This is a genomic window from Halalkalibacter sp. HAAS-P013, from assembly GCF_056619925.1.
Genome location: NZ_JBWQTU010000003.1, coordinates 132,946 through 151,572, shown reverse-complemented (window position 1 = coordinate 151,572; position 18,627 = coordinate 132,946). Strand labels below are relative to the sequence as shown.

19 protein-coding genes are annotated in these 18,627 nt (G+C 38.2%); 3 read left to right on the top strand and 16 right to left on the bottom strand.

Annotation, left to right across the window (positions count from 1 at the left end):
• Nucleotides 1-63 precede the first annotated feature (63 nt).
• The 8 genes from AC1FXP_RS07080 to AC1FXP_RS07045 form a co-directional block, all read right to left on the bottom strand.
• Nucleotides 64-1,983, bottom strand: a complete 1,920-nt coding sequence (locus tag AC1FXP_RS07080; RefSeq protein ID WP_480059786.1) for a stage V sporulation protein D — start codon at nt 1,981-1,983, stop codon at nt 64-66.
• Nucleotides 1,984-2,163: 180 nt separating this feature from the next.
• Nucleotides 2,164-4,329, bottom strand: a complete 2,166-nt coding sequence (locus AC1FXP_RS07075) for a penicillin-binding protein (RefSeq protein ID WP_480059784.1) — start codon at nt 4,327-4,329, stop codon at nt 2,164-2,166.
• A 139-nt stretch (nt 4,330-4,468) separates the two neighbouring features.
• Nucleotides 4,469-4,816, bottom strand: a complete 348-nt coding sequence (gene ftsL, locus AC1FXP_RS07070) for a cell division protein FtsL (protein ID WP_480059818.1) — start codon at nt 4,814-4,816, stop codon at nt 4,469-4,471.
• Between the two features lie 19 nt (nt 4,817-4,835).
• Nucleotides 4,836-5,768, bottom strand: a complete 933-nt coding sequence (gene rsmH, locus AC1FXP_RS07065; protein ID WP_480059782.1) for a 16S rRNA (cytosine(1402)-N(4))-methyltransferase RsmH — start codon at nt 5,766-5,768, stop codon at nt 4,836-4,838.
• A 23-nt stretch (nt 5,769-5,791) separates the two neighbouring features.
• On the bottom strand, nt 5,792-6,223 hold the full coding sequence (mraZ, locus tag AC1FXP_RS07060; protein ID WP_034627479.1) for a division/cell wall cluster transcriptional repressor MraZ: 432 nt from the start codon (nt 6,221-6,223) through the stop codon (nt 5,792-5,794).
• A 152-nt stretch (nt 6,224-6,375) separates the two neighbouring features.
• On the bottom strand, nt 6,376-7,998 hold the full coding sequence (gene bshC / locus AC1FXP_RS07055) for a bacillithiol biosynthesis cysteine-adding enzyme BshC (protein ID WP_480059780.1): 1,623 nt from the start codon (nt 7,996-7,998) through the stop codon (nt 6,376-6,378).
• An 82-nt stretch (nt 7,999-8,080) separates the two neighbouring features.
• Nucleotides 8,081-8,461, bottom strand: a complete 381-nt coding sequence (locus tag AC1FXP_RS07050; RefSeq protein ID WP_480059778.1) for a DUF3397 domain-containing protein — start codon at nt 8,459-8,461, stop codon at nt 8,081-8,083.
• The gene (locus AC1FXP_RS07045; protein WP_480059776.1) at nt 8,458-9,384 is read right to left on the bottom strand and encodes a 2-dehydropantoate 2-reductase; all 927 of its coding nucleotides are present in this window, start codon (nt 9,382-9,384) and stop codon (nt 8,458-8,460) included. Before AC1FXP_RS07045 ends, AC1FXP_RS07050 begins: the two co-directional genes overlap by 4 nt.
• 180 nt (nt 9,385-9,564) lie before the next feature.
• Between AC1FXP_RS07045 and AC1FXP_RS07040 the strand changes: the two genes are divergently transcribed.
• Nucleotides 9,565-10,083, top strand: coding sequence for an N-acetyltransferase (locus tag AC1FXP_RS07040; protein WP_480059774.1), 519 nt, complete (start codon nt 9,565-9,567; stop codon nt 10,081-10,083).
• 125 nt (nt 10,084-10,208) lie between these two features.
• Here AC1FXP_RS07040 and AC1FXP_RS07035 read toward each other — a convergent pair whose 3' ends face one another.
• The 4 genes from AC1FXP_RS07035 to AC1FXP_RS07020 all read right to left on the bottom strand — a co-directional run bounded on the left by AC1FXP_RS07035 (nt 10,209) and on the right by AC1FXP_RS07020 (nt 12,642).
• On the bottom strand, nt 10,209-10,793 hold the full coding sequence (locus AC1FXP_RS07035) for an RsfA family transcriptional regulator (RefSeq protein WP_480059772.1): 585 nt from the start codon (nt 10,791-10,793) through the stop codon (nt 10,209-10,211).
• Nucleotides 10,794-10,953: 160 nt separating this feature from the next.
• Nucleotides 10,954-11,724 (bottom strand): enoyl-CoA hydratase/isomerase family protein, encoded by a 771-nt coding sequence (locus AC1FXP_RS07030; RefSeq protein ID WP_480059770.1) that lies wholly within the window; start codon nt 11,722-11,724, stop codon nt 10,954-10,956.
• A 129-nt stretch (nt 11,725-11,853) separates the two neighbouring features.
• Entirely contained in the window at nt 11,854-12,027 is a 174-nt protein-coding gene (rpmF, locus tag AC1FXP_RS07025; protein WP_034627262.1) for a 50S ribosomal protein L32, read from the bottom strand.
• 99 nt (nt 12,028-12,126) lie between these two features.
• Nucleotides 12,127-12,642, bottom strand: a complete 516-nt coding sequence (locus AC1FXP_RS07020; RefSeq protein ID WP_480059768.1) for a YceD family protein — start codon at nt 12,640-12,642, stop codon at nt 12,127-12,129.
• A gap of 230 nt (nt 12,643-12,872) precedes the next feature.
• On the opposite strand from AC1FXP_RS07020, the gene AC1FXP_RS07015 reads away from it, so the two are divergent.
• The gene (locus AC1FXP_RS07015; protein ID WP_480059766.1) at nt 12,873-14,084 is read left to right on the top strand and encodes a nucleotidyltransferase; all 1,212 of its coding nucleotides are present in this window, start codon (nt 12,873-12,875) and stop codon (nt 14,082-14,084) included.
• Nucleotides 14,085-14,245: 161 nt separating this feature from the next.
• On the opposite strand, the gene AC1FXP_RS07010 is transcribed toward AC1FXP_RS07015, so the two are convergent.
• Nucleotides 14,246-15,286: a SepM family pheromone-processing serine protease gene (locus AC1FXP_RS07010; RefSeq protein WP_480059764.1), complete on the bottom strand. Its 1,041-nt coding sequence runs from the start codon at nt 15,284-15,286 to the stop codon at nt 14,246-14,248.
• Nucleotides 15,267-16,076: a patatin-like phospholipase family protein gene (locus AC1FXP_RS07005; protein ID WP_480059762.1), complete on the bottom strand. Its 810-nt coding sequence runs from the start codon at nt 16,074-16,076 to the stop codon at nt 15,267-15,269. The genes AC1FXP_RS07010 and AC1FXP_RS07005 overlap by 20 nt, the downstream gene beginning before the upstream one ends.
• 125 nt (nt 16,077-16,201) lie before the next feature.
• Here AC1FXP_RS07005 and ylbJ point away from each other — a divergent pair, with 125 nt between their 5' ends.
• On the top strand, nt 16,202-17,428 hold the full coding sequence (ylbJ, locus tag AC1FXP_RS07000) for a sporulation integral membrane protein YlbJ (RefSeq protein ID WP_480059760.1): 1,227 nt from the start codon (nt 16,202-16,204) through the stop codon (nt 17,426-17,428).
• 85 nt (nt 17,429-17,513) lie between these two features.
• On the opposite strand, the gene coaD is transcribed toward ylbJ, so the two are convergent.
• Entirely contained in the window at nt 17,514-17,993 is a 480-nt protein-coding gene (gene coaD, locus AC1FXP_RS06995; RefSeq protein ID WP_480059758.1) for a pantetheine-phosphate adenylyltransferase, read from the bottom strand.
• Entirely contained in the window at nt 17,990-18,559 is a 570-nt protein-coding gene (rsmD, locus tag AC1FXP_RS06990; RefSeq protein ID WP_480059756.1) for a 16S rRNA (guanine(966)-N(2))-methyltransferase RsmD, read from the bottom strand. The genes coaD and rsmD overlap by 4 nt, the downstream gene beginning before the upstream one ends.
• Nucleotides 18,560-18,627 lie beyond the last annotated feature (68 nt).

Sequence of the window (18,627 nt, the reverse complement as noted above, 5' to 3'; positions counted from 1 at the left end):
TTTTAATCACTTCCACCAATTGTGCAATGTGCAAACACTTTAATTATTTTAGACGTTTTGTCCTTATTTGTCACCCATATAAAGTCGGATTGTTGAACCTTCTTCTACTTTTACTCCAGGTTCTGGAGATTGAGCAAGTACATAATTTCCTTCTCCATCTGCATCGACCTTCAACTCATAATAGGATTCATTAAGTTCACGCATTGTGCGCCCGACTAAATCGGGAACTTCTATTAAAGGAGTATCTGTCCAAGTCATTTCCTTTTCAATTTGTCCATCACGTTTTTCTACCCCCATTGCAAGCAAACTATCTCCAATAATGTTACCGACAATAGGAGCTGCTACAACTCCCCCAAATTGAAGTGTATCTTTTGGATTATCGATGGCTACATATACGACAATTTGCGGATCATCCGCAGGAGCAAATCCAATAAAAGAGACAATGTGGTTATTTTCTAAATAGCGACCGTCCTTTGCTTTTTGAGCAGTCCCCGTTTTTCCGCCAACTCTGTAACCATCAATATATGCTCCTTTACCAGACCCAAGTGCTACAACATGCTCTAAGGCATATCGAACTTCTTTTGACGTTTCTTCAGAGACTACTCTTCTCTTTAGAATCGGGGATTGTTGATCAACTACTTCATTTGTTAGAGGATCAACCCATTCTTTTGCTAAAAAAGGTTGATATAAATAGCCACCGTTGATAGCTGCTGAAACAGCAGCTACTTGTTGTATTGGCGTCACTGCTACCCCTTGACCAAATGCTGTTGTGGCTTGTTCGAGCGGACCAACACGGTCTCTATTAAATAGAATTCCGGTCCCTTCCCCTTGTAAATCGATTCCGGTTTTCTCGCCAAACCCAAAGTCATCAATGTAATCAAACAGACGATCCTTACCGAGACGCTCACCAAGTACAACGAATCCAGGGTTACATGAATTCTGAACGACTTCTAAAAATGTTTGATGGCCATGGCCACCTTTTTTCCAACATCTTAGATTCCTACCAGCAACTTCAATATAACCTGGATCATTGAATGTATCTTTTTCTAAGTCTACTTCTCCCTCTTCAAGAGCCGCTGCCAATGTAATAATCTTAAATGTTGAACCTGGCTCATATTGCATCCATACAGGTTTGTTTTGGTTATAGATTTCCGGAGGAACGTCACGGAAGTTCTCTGGATTATAATGAGGTCTACTACTCATCCCTAAGACTTCTCCTGTGTTAGGATTCATTGCAATCGCAATAGCACCATCCGGATTATAAGTAGCTTCTGCAATATCTAACTCTCGTTCCATAATTGTTTGTACTTGACTATCGATTGTCAAACGTAAATCTAGGCCATTCACTGGAGCAGTATATTCGTCTGCTAAGTTAGGCATGCGGTTCCCTTTTGCTGTGGAAAAGAATGATACGTAACCACTGTCTCCTTTTAAGTTATCGTCATAATATAACTCCAAGCCTGTTAACCCTTGGTTGTCAATTCCAGCAAAACCAAGTACGTGAGATAAGTAACTCCCAAAAGGATAATGCCTTTTACTATCTTCGGCAATATACACTCCAGCTAAACGCAATGACCTTACCTCGCTTGCTTTCTCTTTCGTTACTTTTCTACCTTCAGGATTGATCCTAACAATTGATTCATTTTTTGTGACATATTCATAAGCTTTCTTATGATCCATATCCAAAACCGAAGCTAGTTTCTCAGCTGTATCAACGGGATCTTTCACTTGTCTAGGGACAACTAGAATAGATGGAGCACTAACATTTGTTGCTAGAACTACATCATTACGATCTCTAATCTCCCCTCTTTTTGCTTCAAAAGGGACATCTCTACTCCATGAATCTTCTGCTCGGTCTGTTAACCAATCACCGAGTGCAAATTGGACGTAACCGAGTCTTAATGCAATGATTAAGAATACAGCCAGTCCAAAAAACAATACAAGAATTAGTCGTTTTCTTACTGTTACGTTAGAAACTCGCACCGTAATACCTCCCGCATACATTCGTTTCAAATGCCTATAACTTATGAAAAGGCTACTGAAAGTTGGATTTCACCATTTTCTGTGGTCACATTATGGCTAGGCTTGTTTTAAAAACGTATGCTTGTACACGGATAGTTAGAACAAGTGCGAGTCACTCTAAATTAATTCCTATTCTCCTGTCTATTCAACTTCTACCTCTACATGCTCTATATTTCCATTATGGGGAGCTAGTTCTACGACAATATAATCCCCTTTTTCGATCACTGTCCCGGGCTCAACACTCTGAGTTTGGACATATCCTCTTCCGAAGAAAGTTGGATTAAGATCCATCACTTGAGCAAAACGTCTGACATCACGATTGGACCATCCTGTTAAATCAGGCATCGAAAACGTCTTACTATCTGTACGTAAGAACAATCGTTCCCCTTCTAACATTCCTTTATTAGCAAGAGGCTGTTGCGCTTCTATTTCTGAACCATTCCCAAGTATAGTAAGTTCAATCCCTTCCTCTTCTATGCTCTCTTTCAAACTAGAAGTAGACTGGCCAACATAATTGTCAGTTTTAAAACCTGTCTCTGTTTCCTCTACGATTTCATCAACTGTAGGGGATATATTTAAATATTGTAAACTATGTTTCATAATCGTGTTAAAGATCATTGAGGTCGGAGCTGCCCCAGACTCATCTAACCCAATTTTCGGTCGGTCCACTGCAACATAAACGATAACACGAGGATCCTCTTTAGGTGCCATTCCTAAAAATGAAAAGATATTTTCGCCATGCCCGTGAATATAACCTCTTGCATTCGGGTTGTTAATTTGAGCAGTACCTGTTTTTCCAATCACATCGAAGCCTTCTAAATAGTAAGGATGCCCTGTACCTGCGGAATTCGTCACTACCCCTTCGAGTAGGTCCTTAACTTGGTCGGCTGTTTCTTTAGAAATTGGTTCGCCAACCACCTCTGGTTCATTTTTTTGGACAACTGTATTCTGATTCGGTTCGATAATTCGATCTATGATATACGGTTTCATCATCTTACCGTCATTTGCAATGGCAGTTGCCGCTTGAATTTGTTGGATCGGTGTCACTGCACTACCTTGTCCAAAAGCTGTTGTTGCAGCATCAACCCTACCACTTTTTGCCAGTAAACTATCAGCTTCATTAGGTAAATCAATTCCAGTCTTTTGATCAAATCCAAATTTAGTCAAGTATTCATACAGTTTCTCCGAGCCTAGCTTTTCAAGTACTAATTTAGCCATAGCAACATTAGAAGATCGATAAAATCCTTCATCAAAAGAAATCGATCCCCAACCTCGTGCTTCATTATGATCTCCAATTCTTCGATCAGCTACTTCAATTGTACCAGATTGATATTGTTCCTCACCATTATATACCCCTTCTTCGATTGCAGCTGCAACAGTAAACATTTTCATTGTTGAACCAGGTTCATAACGGTCAGATACAGCGTAATTTAAGTAATTGGTTATTTGCTCATAATGATTCGGATTGAAACTTGGTCGGTTACTCATCCCAAGTATTTCTCCTGTCTTTGGATCTGCAACAATTGCAATCATTTTTTCAGGACTGTATTGTTCCTCGACTTGAGTCATGACCTGCTCAAGAGCCGTTTGAATATTTGAATCCAAAGTTAAATAAATGTCGTGCCCATTTTTAGCAGCTGTTATCGTTTCATTAGGATTTAATAAGGGAAATCCTTTACGATCTCTTTGATAACTAATGGATCCGTCATCAGCTTTCATGATTTCATCGAAGCTGCGCTCTAGTCCCATTCGAGCTTCCCCTGTATTACGTTCTGTAAAACCAATGACATGAGATGCATATGTTTGCTTCGGATAGTATCGTCTAGATTCTTCCCGAAAATAAATTCCGTCTAATTCTAATTCGCGAATAGTTGTGACTTGCTCATACGTTAAATGTCTTGCGCCTGCTCCTAATTCAATTTGAAACTTCCCTTCAGACTGGGCATTAGTAAAGGCTCTAGCAAGATCCTGTTCATTCATGTTTATATGTGGAGCAAGAAGGCTTGCCGTTTCTTCGGCGTCAACTACATAACTTTGATAATTTTGATCTAAAACAGCATAAACAGTATATGAATTTACTTCTTGCGCAACTGGACTACCTGTACGATCAAAAATTGTACCACGAACACCTTCGATCACTTCCGTTCTTGTCCACCGCTCTTCTCCAAGAGATCGTAAATTTTGTCCGTCTATTTCTTGAGTTGATTGAATATAAATAATTCGACCAAGTAATATGACAAATAATAGTAATACAATACCAAGCAATAGTACAGCTCTCTTGTTTGTGACAGATCTTTTAATTTCCAAGCTTTTCACCTCATTTTCTACTATACATAAGGTGTTGGGCAAATACATCGACCCAAATTATTCCAATTCAGTGAAAAAACCAGCTCATAGCTGGAGGGTAGGAAAAAGGTTGACCTTTTCACTACCCTCCATCGCTAAACTAGTTTTGCACAACTTTCACCTTATTATCATCTAAAGACATTCCTAGTTGTTCTGAAGCAATATGTAAAATACGATCTGGAGCACTCAGTTCTACAACTTGCAAAGATAGTCCTTCATTTACTTGTTTTTGTTGACTAATGGTTTGCTCCAGTCGATAATTCTCTTGATTCATTGTATAAAGAGAAGCAAAATTATTTACCATGAAACCAAGAACGATAAATGTTACGAAAGCAATTAACCCGACAATCGCCTTTTCGCCTGTAGTGATAGGGTTACGGACATGACGGATTCTTTTTTTCGTCTGAATTTGTGGTTGATGCTGTTCTTGAATCTTACGTGCTACCATACTCAAATCTCATTCCCCCTTAACGTCTTTCTGCCACCCTTAGCTTTGCAGAACGTGAACGATTATTACTTTCTAACTCCTCGGTAGAAGCTACAATCGGTTTTCTTGTAATTAATTTCAAAATCGGTTCATAGCCCTCTGGAATAACAGGCATCCCTGGTGGTAAATCTGGCCCTTTGCTTTTTTCTTTAAAAACTTCTTTACATAATCGATCCTCTAATGAGTGAAATGTAATAACTGAAATGCGCCCTTCTTTGGCTAAAAGAGAAATAGCATCCTCTAGCGCTTCTTCAAAAGCCCCTAATTCATCGTTAACTGCAATCCTTATGGCTTGAAATGTTCGTTTAGCTGGGTGTCCGCCTGTCCTTCTTGCAGGTGCAGGTATTGCATCCTTAATAATCTCAACCAGTTCCCCTGTTGTTTCAATCTTTGCCTTTTCTCTCTGTGCCTCAATCTTTCTTGCAATTTGCTTAGCAAATTTCTCTTCTCCATACCTTGAAATCATTTTTACAAGGCGCTCAAAAGGCCAGTCATTTACAACATGATAGGCTGTTAATTCAGCAGTCTGGTCCATCCTCATATCAAGAGGAGCATCTTGGTGATAACTAAATCCCCGTTCAGCCTCGTCTAACTGTGGACTTGAAACACCTAGGTCAAATAATATCCCATCAACTTTCGTGACTCCAAACTTAGCTAGCTCACGTTTGATATGTCTAAAGTTGCTTCTGATTAAAGTCACTTTTCCCTCATAAGGTCGTAATTGGTCTTTCGCATGAGCAAGTGCTTTATCATCTTGATCAAATGCATAAAGATGCCCATCCTCTGTAAGTTGTGCGGCTATAAGAGATGAATGTCCCGCACCACCTAATGTACAGTCGACATATATTCCATTAGGTTTAATTGCTAAACCATCGACTGATTCTTGTTTTAAAACTGTCACATGATGAAACATCCCACTACCTCCAAAACGGACGACTAAAAATCAAAATCCACAATATTTTCAGCAATTTCACTAAATGATTCTTCTGATTCAGCAAAATATTCTTCCCAAATTGATTTACTCCAAATTTCCACTCTGTTTGAAACACCAATGACAACACACTCTTTATCAAGCTTGGCATATTCCCTTAAAGGTGAAGCTATGTTTACTCTTCCCTGCTTGTCCAATTCACATTCAGTTGCACCAGAAAAGAAAAAACGAGTGAAAGCACGTGCATCTTTTTTCGTAAAGGGGAGGGTTTTTAACTTGTTCTCTAGCTTACTCCATTCATCCTGTGGATAAACGAACAAACAGCGATCTAGACCTCGGGTCACAATAAAAGAAGAGCCTAAACTATCCCGGAATTTAGCCGGGACAATCATGCGACCTTTCTCATCTACGTTATGGCGATATTCTCCCATAAACATCGCGAACCCAACTCCCCCCACTTACTACCCTTAAGTTACCACATTCCTCCACTTTGCACCACACTAAATTTCCGATTTATCCACACAAAAAAATCCTGCCCTTTGGCAGGATTTCATTTATCCACATTTCGACGGAAAATCATTACATGAATTTACAAGTACACAACTTTATGAATGTGATTAACCGACATGTCTGTTGACATCAATCGCCTGAATCCATCTTCTCCAATGACATTCATCAACAAGATTGGATGAAATATACGTTCTTGTGGTCGATTTAATGGCGCTAGCCAGAAACCCGTTTCCGTAAATTTCGCAAGTGTATGATCTTGACTTTGTCGAACGAAATTTTTCATCTTTTTTCTCATAAAATTAATTTGGTTTTCAATAATTGCTAAGTTTTTCTCGCTTAACTTAGCTATAGTCGGATCCATTTCTTTCGCTAAATCACGCAAAGGCTGGTGATCAGAAAGGAGATTGCGCCTTACTTGTTCAACCACATCCTCAACAGGGTATTCTGTTACTTCTTCTAACCAAGCTTCTCGTTGGTCTTCCATTTTCCCCATTAAAAACGGTTCTAGTTCATACCTTGTCTCTGCCAACCATTTTTGAACAGCAGGTGGAATAAATGTAAGCTGAATCCGAGGAATGACAGGAGGCATTTTCACCTTAAAATGAGTGAATACATGTTTTAAAGTAGCCCAATAACGTAATTCACCTGGTCCCGATACGAAAGCTAATACAGGCAAAAGCCACTCTTGCATCAATGGTCTTGTTACAACATTATTACTAAATCTTTCTGGATGCTTCTGTAAAAGTGTAAATAACTGTTCTTTTGAAAATGTAGTCTCTGTTCCTTTGACACGAAACAAGCTCTGATCATAGTCTAATCTTTTTCTCTCGCCCTCCACTTCTAAGAAAAGGTGAGCATTATGTTCATCGGTCACAATTGGTTCGCCGTAACCAACATCCGCAAAAGCTTTGGCACCTTTTTGCTGCGCCTTTTGAACATGTTCCACTTCGTGTATTAACTGTTCAAAATACTCAATTTCTAACTTCCGAATGGCAGGGTCATGAGCATCTAATAATAACAATCCTTCATGCCCAAAAAACCAGTTCATCACATATCTAAAGAAATCAACAAATGTAGTGGATTTATCCAAGAAAGTAGCTAGCCTTTCCCACAATGATGTCGTATGCACCGTTTCAGGAAACGAAGCAAAGAGCTCTTTTAGCCATTTTTTCATTTCATCTTTATTAATTAATAAAGATGAAGCAGACGAAGCTTGATTGGCATCATTATATAGATGCTTTTTCCAGCTCCCTTTTTTTTCTTTATAAACAAATCGAATCTCATCAACATCATGATCTTCTCCAGCAATCCAAAAAATAGGAACAACAGGAACATTAAGCTTTTCTTCCTGTTGCTTAGCCATAATAATAATGGACATCGCCTTATATACAGTATAGAGCGGTCCCGATAATAACCCAGCCTGCTGTCCTCCTACCACGACAACCGAATTGGGTTGCCTAAGTTTCTCAATTTGACTTAGAGCTTGATCTGCTTCTTCTAGAGAAGTATGAACTTTCATTAAATAATCTGCCAATTCTTCTCGTTTATAAGACCTTGTTAAAAGGTTATCCACTCTTTTTTCATATTTTTCTTCGTCGTTATATGTATAATCAAAAAATTGCTCAATCATATGACTGCCACTTACATAATCATTCATAAAACCAGTCTTTGATATTAGGTCGATTTCTCTAACTTCCAACATGTATAGACGTCCCTTCGTATCACTAAATTCATCTTCATCATAGCAAAGTATTTGCCACCTACCAAGTGTTACGACCTATCTTTCAACTAAATATTCTTGCTAGCAGTCCATAGCCACTTAATATAACGTAGATAATGACGAAGGTCAGGAAGTTAAACCTCCATATTCCTTTAAATAATTTAATCGTTTGGATATCTCCTGAAACCCTCCATTGAATCCAAGTAACTACTAACGCGATAAAAAAGAAAATGGCTAAGATCATCCATATTAAGGACTGGGACCAAATTTCAATCATAATAAAGTAAACAGCGATCATAAATAGCAAGGTTGTCCAATCAGAAGCACGGCGCATTGATTTAGATTTGTTTTTAGAAATTTTTACAGAAGTAATATAAATCATATACCACCCTAATAAAGGGATAGTTACAATCGTAGCAATGACGGACGCTACCAGTTCTGTCATAAATTAGCCTCCCCTAACTTATTTTCTTTCTCTTTGCCTTTGATCGCTTCAAACAGGAAGTTTAAAACAGGCATAGTCATTTGTTTCCTGACAGCTTGCCGTAGTAAATAGCCTACAATACTATCTATTTCTGTTTTACGTTTATTTTCCAAATCTGATAACATAGACGAACGATTGGCTCCTGTTTTTTTACTTATGTGACAGACATACTCCCACATTTGTTCTTCACTTCCAATATCAATTACCTTCATTATTTCTAAAAAAACTTGTTTTAATATAGAGTAATAATGGGGGTTCTGAAGAAGTTCAGAATTTCGGATGCCAAAAAGCGCAGTTAGTGGATTAATACAAGCATTTACAACTAATTTATGTTGTAACATAGGCTTCCACATTGGCTCGTATTTAGTTCGGAATTTTCCATCTATTGTTTCTTGAAACACCGCTTCTACCGTTGAGCTATGGTTTCGGACATAACTCCATTTTAGTTGTCCAACCCCTGTATGTTGAACCGTATAATCATTTGTCCTCCTCGCTCCATGTTCAACTACTCCAACAGCAATCTCAGGAACCGAAATCGTTGAAAACAACTCCGTATGCGCCATTCCATTCTGTAAAAATAGAATCGAAGAAATAGTAAGCTTTGAAGCTTCGATCGTTTTTAATACTTGTTCAACCTGATAAGATTTAACTGTAACGATTAATAAATCGATTATTTCTTCATGTTCCAGCGTCAAAATACTTTCTACAGTCACATGAATCATCTCACTATTTCCATCCTGATGTATAAGATGAAGTCCTTTTTCTTCAATAAATTTAGCCTGTTTTATACGATTTGTAACTAATAAGGTATGGCGCCATTGTTTAGTAAGATAGAATGCCGTAAGCATTCCAATAGAGCCAGAGCCTAATACCACTACTTTCACTTGTGATTACTCCTCTTTTTTATGAAATTGTACCATACTCACAAGTAAAACTTACAAGATAAAATAATCTGATTATTTAAACATTTCTTTCTTTGTTAAAAAAATAAGCAAATTCAAACGTTTTCAATCTAAATTGTAGTAAAATAAAATAGAGATCTGAACATTAAGGAGGAGATCAATATGTATGATTATGAAGTTAAGCGTTTACTTGTCAATTATAAAACATTAGAAGAGTTTAAAAACTTCCGCGAGTACGGTTCTGCGGAGCTTTCTATGAAAGGCGATTTAGAATCAAATATTATTGAAAATGACAGCGAGTCTCCTTTTTACGGCATTTATTTCGGAAATAAGCTTGTTGCGAGAATGAGCTTATATCGCATTGACGGAAAATACGATCGCTATTTTAATCCACCTCAAGATTATTTAGAGCTTTGGAAATTAGAGGTATTAGAAGCTTATAGGAAGCAAGGATATGGTGAATCATTAGTCAACTTTGCCAAGTCATTTAAATTGCCAATTAAAACAAATGCTAGACAAGGTTCAGGAGGGTTCTGGGAACATATGGGGTTTGAAGCAGCGACTTATGATGTATTAAGAGATCGCGGTGAGAGCCCATACGTGTGGTATCCTGAAGGAGTAAAAGAACAAGTAGCTAAGAAAGAACCGGTTCAAATTGAGTCCGAAGATGATTTAACGTAAGTAAGATGGAACTACTCGTTTAGTATCAACTGAACGAGTAGTTTTTTATTTTCTTTTTCCTTAATATCAAAAAAGAAACACACACATTTTTCTGTTATGTGTGTGTTTCTTTTAATTGACGCCTATTAAATAGATAATTTTCTCGCCCGATCCATAATAGACAATAAAGCACGATAATCTTCTGCCATTACTTTCTTTTCTGCCTTAACCTTATTAAGCTCTTCTCGTAACTGAGCATTCTCATGTTTCAACAGCTCTATATCCTCGGATGGAATTCGCTCTTTCATACTTTCATGATAATCTGTTAAAAAAGTAAGAACTGCCTCCATTGTAAGCTCGGGTGAAACGGGCTCTTTCGTTTTTAGCTTTTCTTTTTTTATTTCCAGTTTTTCTTTCTTCTTTTCTTTTGTTATCGTTGCAACAGGCTCAACTATTTCCTCGCTAGCTTCATTTCCCCACTCTGTTGTATCAAGCTGCTGCTTTTTTCCTTTTGAGCGTTGCTTCTTTGCTAATGCAACGGCAGATTCATATTTCTTTCGAATGGCTGAGTTCCACCTAAATCCACATGCTGCACTCGTTCTAGACAAGCGTTCCCCAACTTCTTCAAAAGCGGCAAGCTGTGTACTTCCCTCTCTTATATGTCTAAGAACAACCTCAGCTAAAATTAAATCTTCATCTGTACTCCATGCATCTTGGCGAATCGTTGTCATAGAATCCCTCCTTAAGAGTCTCATTTACTTAAACATATGCATCTACTAGAGTAGAAAGACTCATTATCAGTAAAAAGATATTCTCTTTTTATTACCAGATAGATTTCGTTCTATTAGTCAATTATTACCGAAATGCCAAGATCTATTCAGAAATCTAGCATTAGATGTTTTTAGATCTTTGTAAGAAAGTACGAACAGCTTCGTGATGCTCTTCTGATGCCCACAATTTTGCACACTCCATTATTTCTTTTTGCATATTCATATGTATTCGTTCTTGATTAAACCGATCCATGAATCTACCCTTATATGCTTGTAATACCCTTTTGCTTTTGTTCAAAAATGGTGCTACATAGTCCATGACACCGTCTTCAAATGAGTCCTTCATTATCACTTTTTGTACAAATCCGTCCCTTAAAAGCTCTACGGCTGAATACATCTGAGCTGATAATAACATTTGCAAAGCTTCTGATTTTGCCATCCGCTCTAATAGTAATGTTCCTCCACCCCAACCTGTTGTAATCGCTAAGTTAGCTTGCACGAAACCAACCTTTGTATGAGAAGCAGCAATTCGTAAATCACAGGCTGAAGCAAGCTCTGCCCCTCCACCAACGGCCGTACCATTCAAAGCTGCTATCGTTATTTTCGGAAAAAAGGCAATTCTCTCTAATATTACACCCATTCTCATCAACATGCTTCTGGCATCTTCTTCATTCATGATATGTTGAAAGACCGATAAATCACCTCCAGAGCAAAAAGATTTCTTACCTACCCCACTTAAAATAACAACTTTGCTATCATCACCTTCAGCAATTGATAATAACTCATCTAGTTCTTCCATGACTTCAAAGTTCACAGCGTTCCGAATTTCTTCACGATTAATTCGAATCCAGGTTACGCCATTTTTATTTTGTTCTAATTGTACATTCGCCATCAAATCACACCTTTCACAAATTACATACCAGCCTAATAAAATGAAGCTCCTCCATTCTTATTTTTCAGATAAGTTTTTCCCATCAAAAAAGACGAAGAGAAAACTCTTCGTCTTTTTGTTCTTATCAAATTATTTGCTAACCACATCTTGGCCTTTGTAAGAGCCACACTCTTTACAAACACGGTGAGCAAGCTTTAATTCTCCACACTCAGGACATTTAGTCATGCCAGGTACTGCTAACTTGTAGTGAGTACGACGCTTATTTTTGCGAGTTTTAGATGTTCTTCTAAATGGTACTGCCATCATTCCCACCTCCTTAAAAAATCTATAAAATCCAACTGCACCCAAGCTTAGTTGGTTATATGAAATGAAGGCCCGAACGTTGCCGGTGCTTCGACTTTCCTATTCTTTCTCAAAAAACTTTGCCAAATCAGCTAATCTTGGATCGACACGGTTGCTATGCTCTTCCTCTGTTACAATACCCCAGTCTTTTCCTGTAGGAGGTGCTAGGCGCTCTGCTTCTGAATCAGCGTAAACTTGAATCGGAATCTCAAGTAAAATACGCTCCTTTATGATCGGAAGTAGGTCGACTGTTTCCCCTTCAAAAAAATTAATTTCATCATGATCGACATCTGCCGTAACATAATCATTTGTTGGATGGAAATGCTCAACGACATGAAGATCAATAGGGAATTTCACATCAGCTAATGTTCTTACACAAGGAAGAATTAATTCACCTGTAATCTCAAGCTGAAATGTAATCATGGAACCAGTATAGGTAACTTCTCCCTTAACATGAAATGGAGAAACTGATCTGACATCTTGATTTAGCTCTTTTAAGCTGGATACATCAATATCTTCTTCAAATGTAAATGGTTTGCGCTTAGCAACAGATAATTGCTGTAATGACCATTTCATTTCTGATCACCTCTAAGACAACAAAATTAAGTATAGCTCTACACCAATTGAATGTCAACCTTTTTTCTTTACACTCTAGTTGCAAACGTAAGATCTAGAACTTGTACTTGTTTTAAGCATGACGTTTATTGTAGCATGACATAAAAGAAGAGTAAAGAAGCACTAGAACATTTCTAGTTATTAAATATACTGAATTAGGAAGTCAATTTTAAAAGGAGACGTGGAAAAGAGTGAAAGCAGTTGGTATTGTCGTTGAATATAATCCTTTTCATAATGGACATTTCTTTCAAGCTGAACAAGCTCGAAAGTTGACAGGGGCAGACGTAGTAATCGCTGTAATGAGCGGGACATTTTTACAACGTGGAGAACCTGCCATTGTTTCAAAGTGGTATCGAGCTCAAATGGCTCTAACCTCCGGAGTTGATTTAGTTATTGAGCTCCCATATATGTATTCTACCCAAAAAGCCGAATTATTTGCTAATGGTGCCATTTCATTATTAGCTGAAATGGGCGTAGAATTTATTAATTTCGGTAGTGAGTCAGGAGACATTGAGGACTTTGAAAAACTACATACGTTTATGAAATCTCATCAAACAACCTTTAATCAACTTGTAAAAGCAAAAATGAAGCTTGGGTTAAGTTATCCTCGAGCCACTTCGGAGGCATTCTGTCAATTAGATCCTGACTCATCGATTCTAACTTTAACCGAACCTAATAATATTCTTGGTTTCCATTATGTAAAAGCAATCTCAGAGCAAGGACACAAAATAAAGGCAACTACTACGATACGGAAGCAAGCACATTACCATGACAGAGATATTACCCAAGAGAGGATTGCAAGTGCTACAAGTATTCGCCAAGCCATTGCAAATGGGCAATCAAGTGAGGTCAAACATGTCATGCCAGAAACGTCCTATCGCCTTATAAATGACTATAAGGAAACGTTTTCCCTTCTTCACACATGGGAACACTATTATAACTTATTGCAGTATAAGATTCTCTCTACCCCACTTAACCAACTAGAACTAATCTACGAATGTGAGGAGGGACTAGAATATAGGATGAAACAAGCCAGTAAGCTATCAAGTTCCTTTGCTGAATGGATGGAACACATGAAAACGAAACGATACACCTGGACAAGATTACAACGCCTTGCTACACATGTGTTAACGAATACGACAAAAGCAGAAATGAAGGAAGTGCTCTCTTTAAAGCCGCAATACATCCGCTTATTGGGCATGAATCAAATTGGACAAACCTATTTAAACCAAACGAAAAAACAACGTGCTCTTCCTCTTATTACAAAGCCTGCCAAATTGGAAGGAACCGTAGCTGATATTGAAGTAAGGGTTACAAATGTTTATCTTGCTCCGCTTAATACAGATCGAAGGACGAAACAAATAAGAGAAGAAATGACCAGACCTCCGATTGTAATTCAATAAAGCAATGAGCTAATATGTCGCAATCCTTTAAGGCTGTCATGAGTGGGGTTCACAGGTGCAAACTTGCTTTGCGCCGACAGCCGACTTTAGGAGGCACATGTTTCTCATAACAGCCGAGCGACGAGTGTGCCATTTCCAACTTGGGACACTCCTCAATTTAATTACGATTTTCCCGGAAGTGACTGTAAGAAGGTAAGTGCTTCATCGAATGTATCGATAGCAATGATTTGCATATCTGTTCCGATATCTTCTGCTGCTTCCTTTGCCTCTACAAAGTTCGAATTACTTGCACCACCTTCATTCGGTGCAAAGAAATAATCTGCCCCAGCTTTATCAGCAGCAACCACTTTTTGACCAGCCCCTCCGATTCGACCTACAATTCCTTCTTCATTTATCGTGCCGGTTCCTGCTACATCATAGCCTTTTGTAATATCCCCTTCAACTAACTGATTATAAATTTCTAATGAAAACATTAAACCTGCTGATGGTCCCCCAATCTGGCTCGTATCAATCGTCACCTCTGGGTCAAATGTTACCTCCCTATCAGTAACTGGAGCTGAAATCCCAATACCAACTCTTCCAGCAGGTGCATTCATATCTTCAGGAAAAGGGGAAAAACCAACTTCTATAACCGCTTCTTGTCCTTCACGTAATACTGTTAAATCAACTGTATTCGTTTCATTCATTCCTTGCAGTTGATCAATTAATTGTTCTGACGTAATAACTGGTTCCCCGTCTACAGCGATGATATGATCCCCTATTTGCAAGACATCATAAGCTGGCATTCCTTCAATCAGTGATGTAACTAATACTCCTTTATGTTCATACTCTACTTGCATCCCAGCTGCCTCATAGGCAACAATTTTTGCAATTTCTTGTGATCCCGTCATCGCCATTAATTGACGATGCTGATATTCTTCATCCGTTTCCCCTTCAAACCGAAGCTGTTCCTCCGGATAAATCATACGATAAGGGCTTAAATGGGCCCATCCATAAAAGAAAAGGTTTGCTTTCCCCATTTGGACTGTCGTTAGCATAAAAGAACCTTCTTCTTCTGTAAATCCTTCATCTACAGAAATGACTTCATCTAACACTTTTGCTCCACCGGGTTGTGAATAGTAATAGGGCAACTGATAGAATTGTAGAAAAAGCAATAAAGCGATGAGGAAAATCCACCTTTTTTTAATCATTGACCCTTTCATCTTCGTTCTCCTTCCATTGTTCAATGCACCTTTTTATTTCAGCTAATTTATCTCTTGTTGCTTCTTCCCCTCGCTCGATTAATGCTTCCACTTCAGAAAAATCTAGAGAACTAGAATGCTTTACAATTGGCCGAATCATGACTGAACTATCAAATTCCTGTACACGAATCATTTCACGAGCCATGATGTCCATACTTTGCATAATTACATCGTATACGGTATGCAACTCAGGCTCTGTTCGAAAATAAGAAACATCAACTGCTATTGTAACATCAGCTCCCATTTCTTTCACTACTGAAACAGGGACACGATCAATTACTCCTCCATCTACTAATAAGCGATCATCTATTTTCTCTGGAACAAATATTCCAGGTATTGAGATACTTGCCCTTACAGCTGCTGCTACATCTCCCTTTTTAAGTACAACTCTTTCCCCATTTTTTATATCCGTAGCAACAACAGCTACAGGAGGATTTAGCTCTTCTAATTTCTTACTTTTTGCCAACATTCGAATAACTTCTTTTGCTTTTATGCCCGCTACAAACCCAAGCTTAGGTACAACAAAATCAATAAAATATTTCCTTCGAAATAATGTCGCAAATTGTTCAAGGTTGGCTGGTGACTGACCGACTCCATACAAGCTCCCTACGAGCGCTCCCATACTGCTACCAGCGATAAAATCAATAGGAATATTTTCTTTTTCTAATACTTTCAGTACACCAATATGGGCAAACCCCCGAGCCCCGCCAGAACCAAGTGCAAGACCGATTTTTGGTCGTTGTTTCCCCATCCTATCCTCTCCTTACTTTTTATCTGACTCAATCTAAATCATATGGTCTATTACGAGCTTGTATACGTATAGTTATATTATGGACAGGTTGGTTTGGATGTTACATAAAAGGAGGCAGCTATACAATGCAATTATCAATGATAAAAACACTCACACTCGCTCTAATGAGCATTTTATTAGCAGCCTCGCTAATGATATTTCCTCAAGAAGCACTAGAAGGATCCATTCGAGGTCTACAAATTTGGTGGGACGTTGTCTTCCCTTCTCTTTTGCCCTTTTTCATTGTTTCTGAACTTTTAATTGGATTTGGAGTTGTAACATTCATTGGGGTGTTGCTTGAACCTCTAATGCGTCCACTATTTAGAGTTCCAGGAGTTGGCGGATTTGTATGGGCAATGGGACTTGCATCCGGAAACCCAGCAGGTGCGAAAATAACGGCGAGGCTTCGTCAAGAAAAAAAATTGTCAAGGATTGAAGCAGAACGTCTTGTCTGTTTCACAAGTTCGGCAAATCCACTCTTTATTTTTGGAGCTATTGCTGTCGGCTTTTTTCACAATGCTGCACTTGGTATTGTGCTTGCCCTTGCTCATTATTTAGGAAATATCTTTGTTGGATTAATTATGCGTTTTCACGGTCGTGAAGAAGAGGCTGCTAGCCCACCTCAAAAACCGAAAGTAAGCGGATTAATAACTGCATTTAAGATGCTCCATGAAGAACGTATCAAAGACGGTCGTCCATTTGGCAAATTACTTGGAGATGCCGTACAATCATCAGTTAGAACGCTGCTTATGATCGGTGGTTTTATTATTTTATTTTCAGTTTTAAATAATATTTTAAGCCTTGTTGGAGTTGTTGCTTTACTCGGATCATTCTTTTCTGTAGTTTTAACATTCTTTCATTTACCTAGTGACTTGAACTCCTCCATAATCTCGGGTCTTTTCGAAATGACTCTTGGAGCACAGATGGCAAGTGAAACGACATCTGTTGGGTTGCTAGAACAAGTAATTGTCTCAAGTTTCATCCTGGCATTTAGCGGCTTTTCCATACAAGCACAAGTAGCAAGTATACTTGCTGAAACAGACATTCGCTTTAAACCATTTTTTATATCTAGGTTGATACATGGGTTCTTCGCAGCATTCCTTGTCTTTTTCTTTTGGCACCCATTCTACATTAATCAAAAAACAACAGGAGACCAGTGGCAAGCCATCCCTGTATTCTTACGGGAACAATCGAGTTCTTGGTTCCACTCAACTTGGAAAATCGTCACAGAGTACGGTCCTTTATTTACACTAATTATGCTTATACTGTTTATTTTACTAACTGCTAAAAAAGCTTTATCTAATGCAGAATAATTTAAACAAAAACAAGCCACTTTACATTTCATTAGTTAGTCAAAGGGTGATGCAAAAGATAAACCTTTTTCCATCACCCTTCTCTCTACTTAAATTTCTTTTTTAGTGCTTCTGCTACAACATCTGGAACAATATCCGAAACATCTGCATTGTATTTTGCTACTTCTTTAACAATGCTTGAGCTTAAGTAAGAATAATGATTGTTCGTCATCATGAAAAACGTTTCAACATCAGGACCTAACTTCTTATTTATGGATGCTGCTTGCATCTCATACTCAAAATCAGATACAGCACGCAATCCGCGAATAATAGTATTTGCCTTTTTTTCTTTCACATACTCAATTAATAAACCATTAAATGAATCAACCTCAACGTTATTAAGGTTCTTGGTTGCTTCGTAAAGCAATGAGACACGTTCCTCTACCGTAAACATAGGCTGTTTATTTCGATTGTGAAGAACCGCTACGATTACTTTATCAAAAACTGAAGCCCCCCGCGTAATAATATCAAGATGACCTAATGTCACCGGGTCAAAACTACCTGGGCAAACCGCAACACTTGTCATGTCGCCACCTCTTCCTTTTCATTCGTAAATATAGAAATAGTTGTATCGCCATACGTTTCTGATCGGCTTTTTCTCCCAGAGCATATTATTTCTGGTACTTCAACTGTAGTAGCATGCTCACAAACAATAACGCCACTTTGCTCAAGTAGCTGATAGTCAAGTATAATACTTATTTCATTTACTAGGTTCTGTTTTGCGTACGGCGGGTCTAAAAAGATTATCGAAAAGGCCATTTCTCTTTTGATTAAAGCTTTAAGCGCTCGACTTGCATCATTTCTATATACTTCTGAGCGCTCCTCAAATTGACATTGTTGCAAATTATACTTAATTGTATCAATTGCTTTTTTATTTTGATCAACAAAAATCGTCTTATCTACGCCACGACTAATCGCTTCAATCCCTAATCCTCCGCTGCCGGCATATAAATCAAGCACTAGTCCCCCAGAGAAGTATGGACCTATCATATTAAAAATTGATTCTTTCACTTTGTCTGTTGTTGGTCTAGTTGACGAACCTGGAACCGCTTTTAACGGTAGTCCTCTCTTTTCTCCTGATATAACTCTCAAATAACTCATCCTCTTCTATCTTGTTACCTTAATTATTTCAAAAGTATCATACGATCATCATTTAGACA

What these genes read in the sequence shown, in the direction of transcription:
- ftsL (WP_480059818.1), bottom strand. Translation starts at nt 4,816, where the DNA reads ATGGTAGCACGTAAGATTCAAGAACAGCATCAACCACAAATTCAGACG.
- rsmH (WP_480059782.1), bottom strand. Translation starts at nt 5,768, where the DNA reads ATGTTTCATCATGTGACAGTTTTAAAACAAGAATCAGTCGATGGTTTA.
- mraZ (WP_034627479.1), bottom strand. Translation starts at nt 6,223, where the DNA reads ATGTTTATGGGAGAATATCGCCATAACGTAGATGAGAAAGGTCGCATG.
- bshC (WP_480059780.1), bottom strand. Translation starts at nt 7,998, where the DNA reads ATGTTGGAAGTTAGAGAAATCGACCTAATATCAAAGACTGGTTTTATG.
- AC1FXP_RS07050 (WP_480059778.1), bottom strand. Translation starts at nt 8,461, where the DNA reads ATGACAGAACTGGTAGCGTCCGTCATTGCTACGATTGTAACTATCCCT.
- AC1FXP_RS07040 (WP_480059774.1), top strand. Translation starts at nt 9,565, where the DNA reads ATGTATGATTATGAAGTTAAGCGTTTACTTGTCAATTATAAAACATTA.
- AC1FXP_RS07035 (WP_480059772.1), bottom strand. Translation starts at nt 10,793, where the DNA reads ATGACAACGATTCGCCAAGATGCATGGAGTACAGATGAAGATTTAATT.
- AC1FXP_RS07030 (WP_480059770.1), bottom strand. Translation starts at nt 11,724, where the DNA reads ATGGCGAATGTACAATTAGAACAAAATAAAAATGGCGTAACCTGGATT.
- rpmF (WP_034627262.1), bottom strand. Translation starts at nt 12,027, where the DNA reads ATGGCAGTACCATTTAGAAGAACATCTAAAACTCGCAAAAATAAGCGT.
- AC1FXP_RS07020 (WP_480059768.1), bottom strand. Translation starts at nt 12,642, where the DNA reads ATGAAATGGTCATTACAGCAATTATCTGTTGCTAAGCGCAAACCATTT.
- AC1FXP_RS07010 (WP_480059764.1), bottom strand. Translation starts at nt 15,286, where the DNA reads ATGAAAGGGTCAATGATTAAAAAAAGGTGGATTTTCCTCATCGCTTTA.
- AC1FXP_RS07005 (WP_480059762.1), bottom strand. Translation starts at nt 16,076, where the DNA reads ATGGGGAAACAACGACCAAAAATCGGTCTTGCACTTGGTTCTGGCGGG.
- ylbJ (WP_480059760.1), top strand. Translation starts at nt 16,202, where the DNA reads ATGCAATTATCAATGATAAAAACACTCACACTCGCTCTAATGAGCATT.
- coaD (WP_480059758.1), bottom strand. Translation starts at nt 17,993, where the DNA reads ATGACAAGTGTTGCGGTTTGCCCAGGTAGTTTTGACCCGGTGACATTA.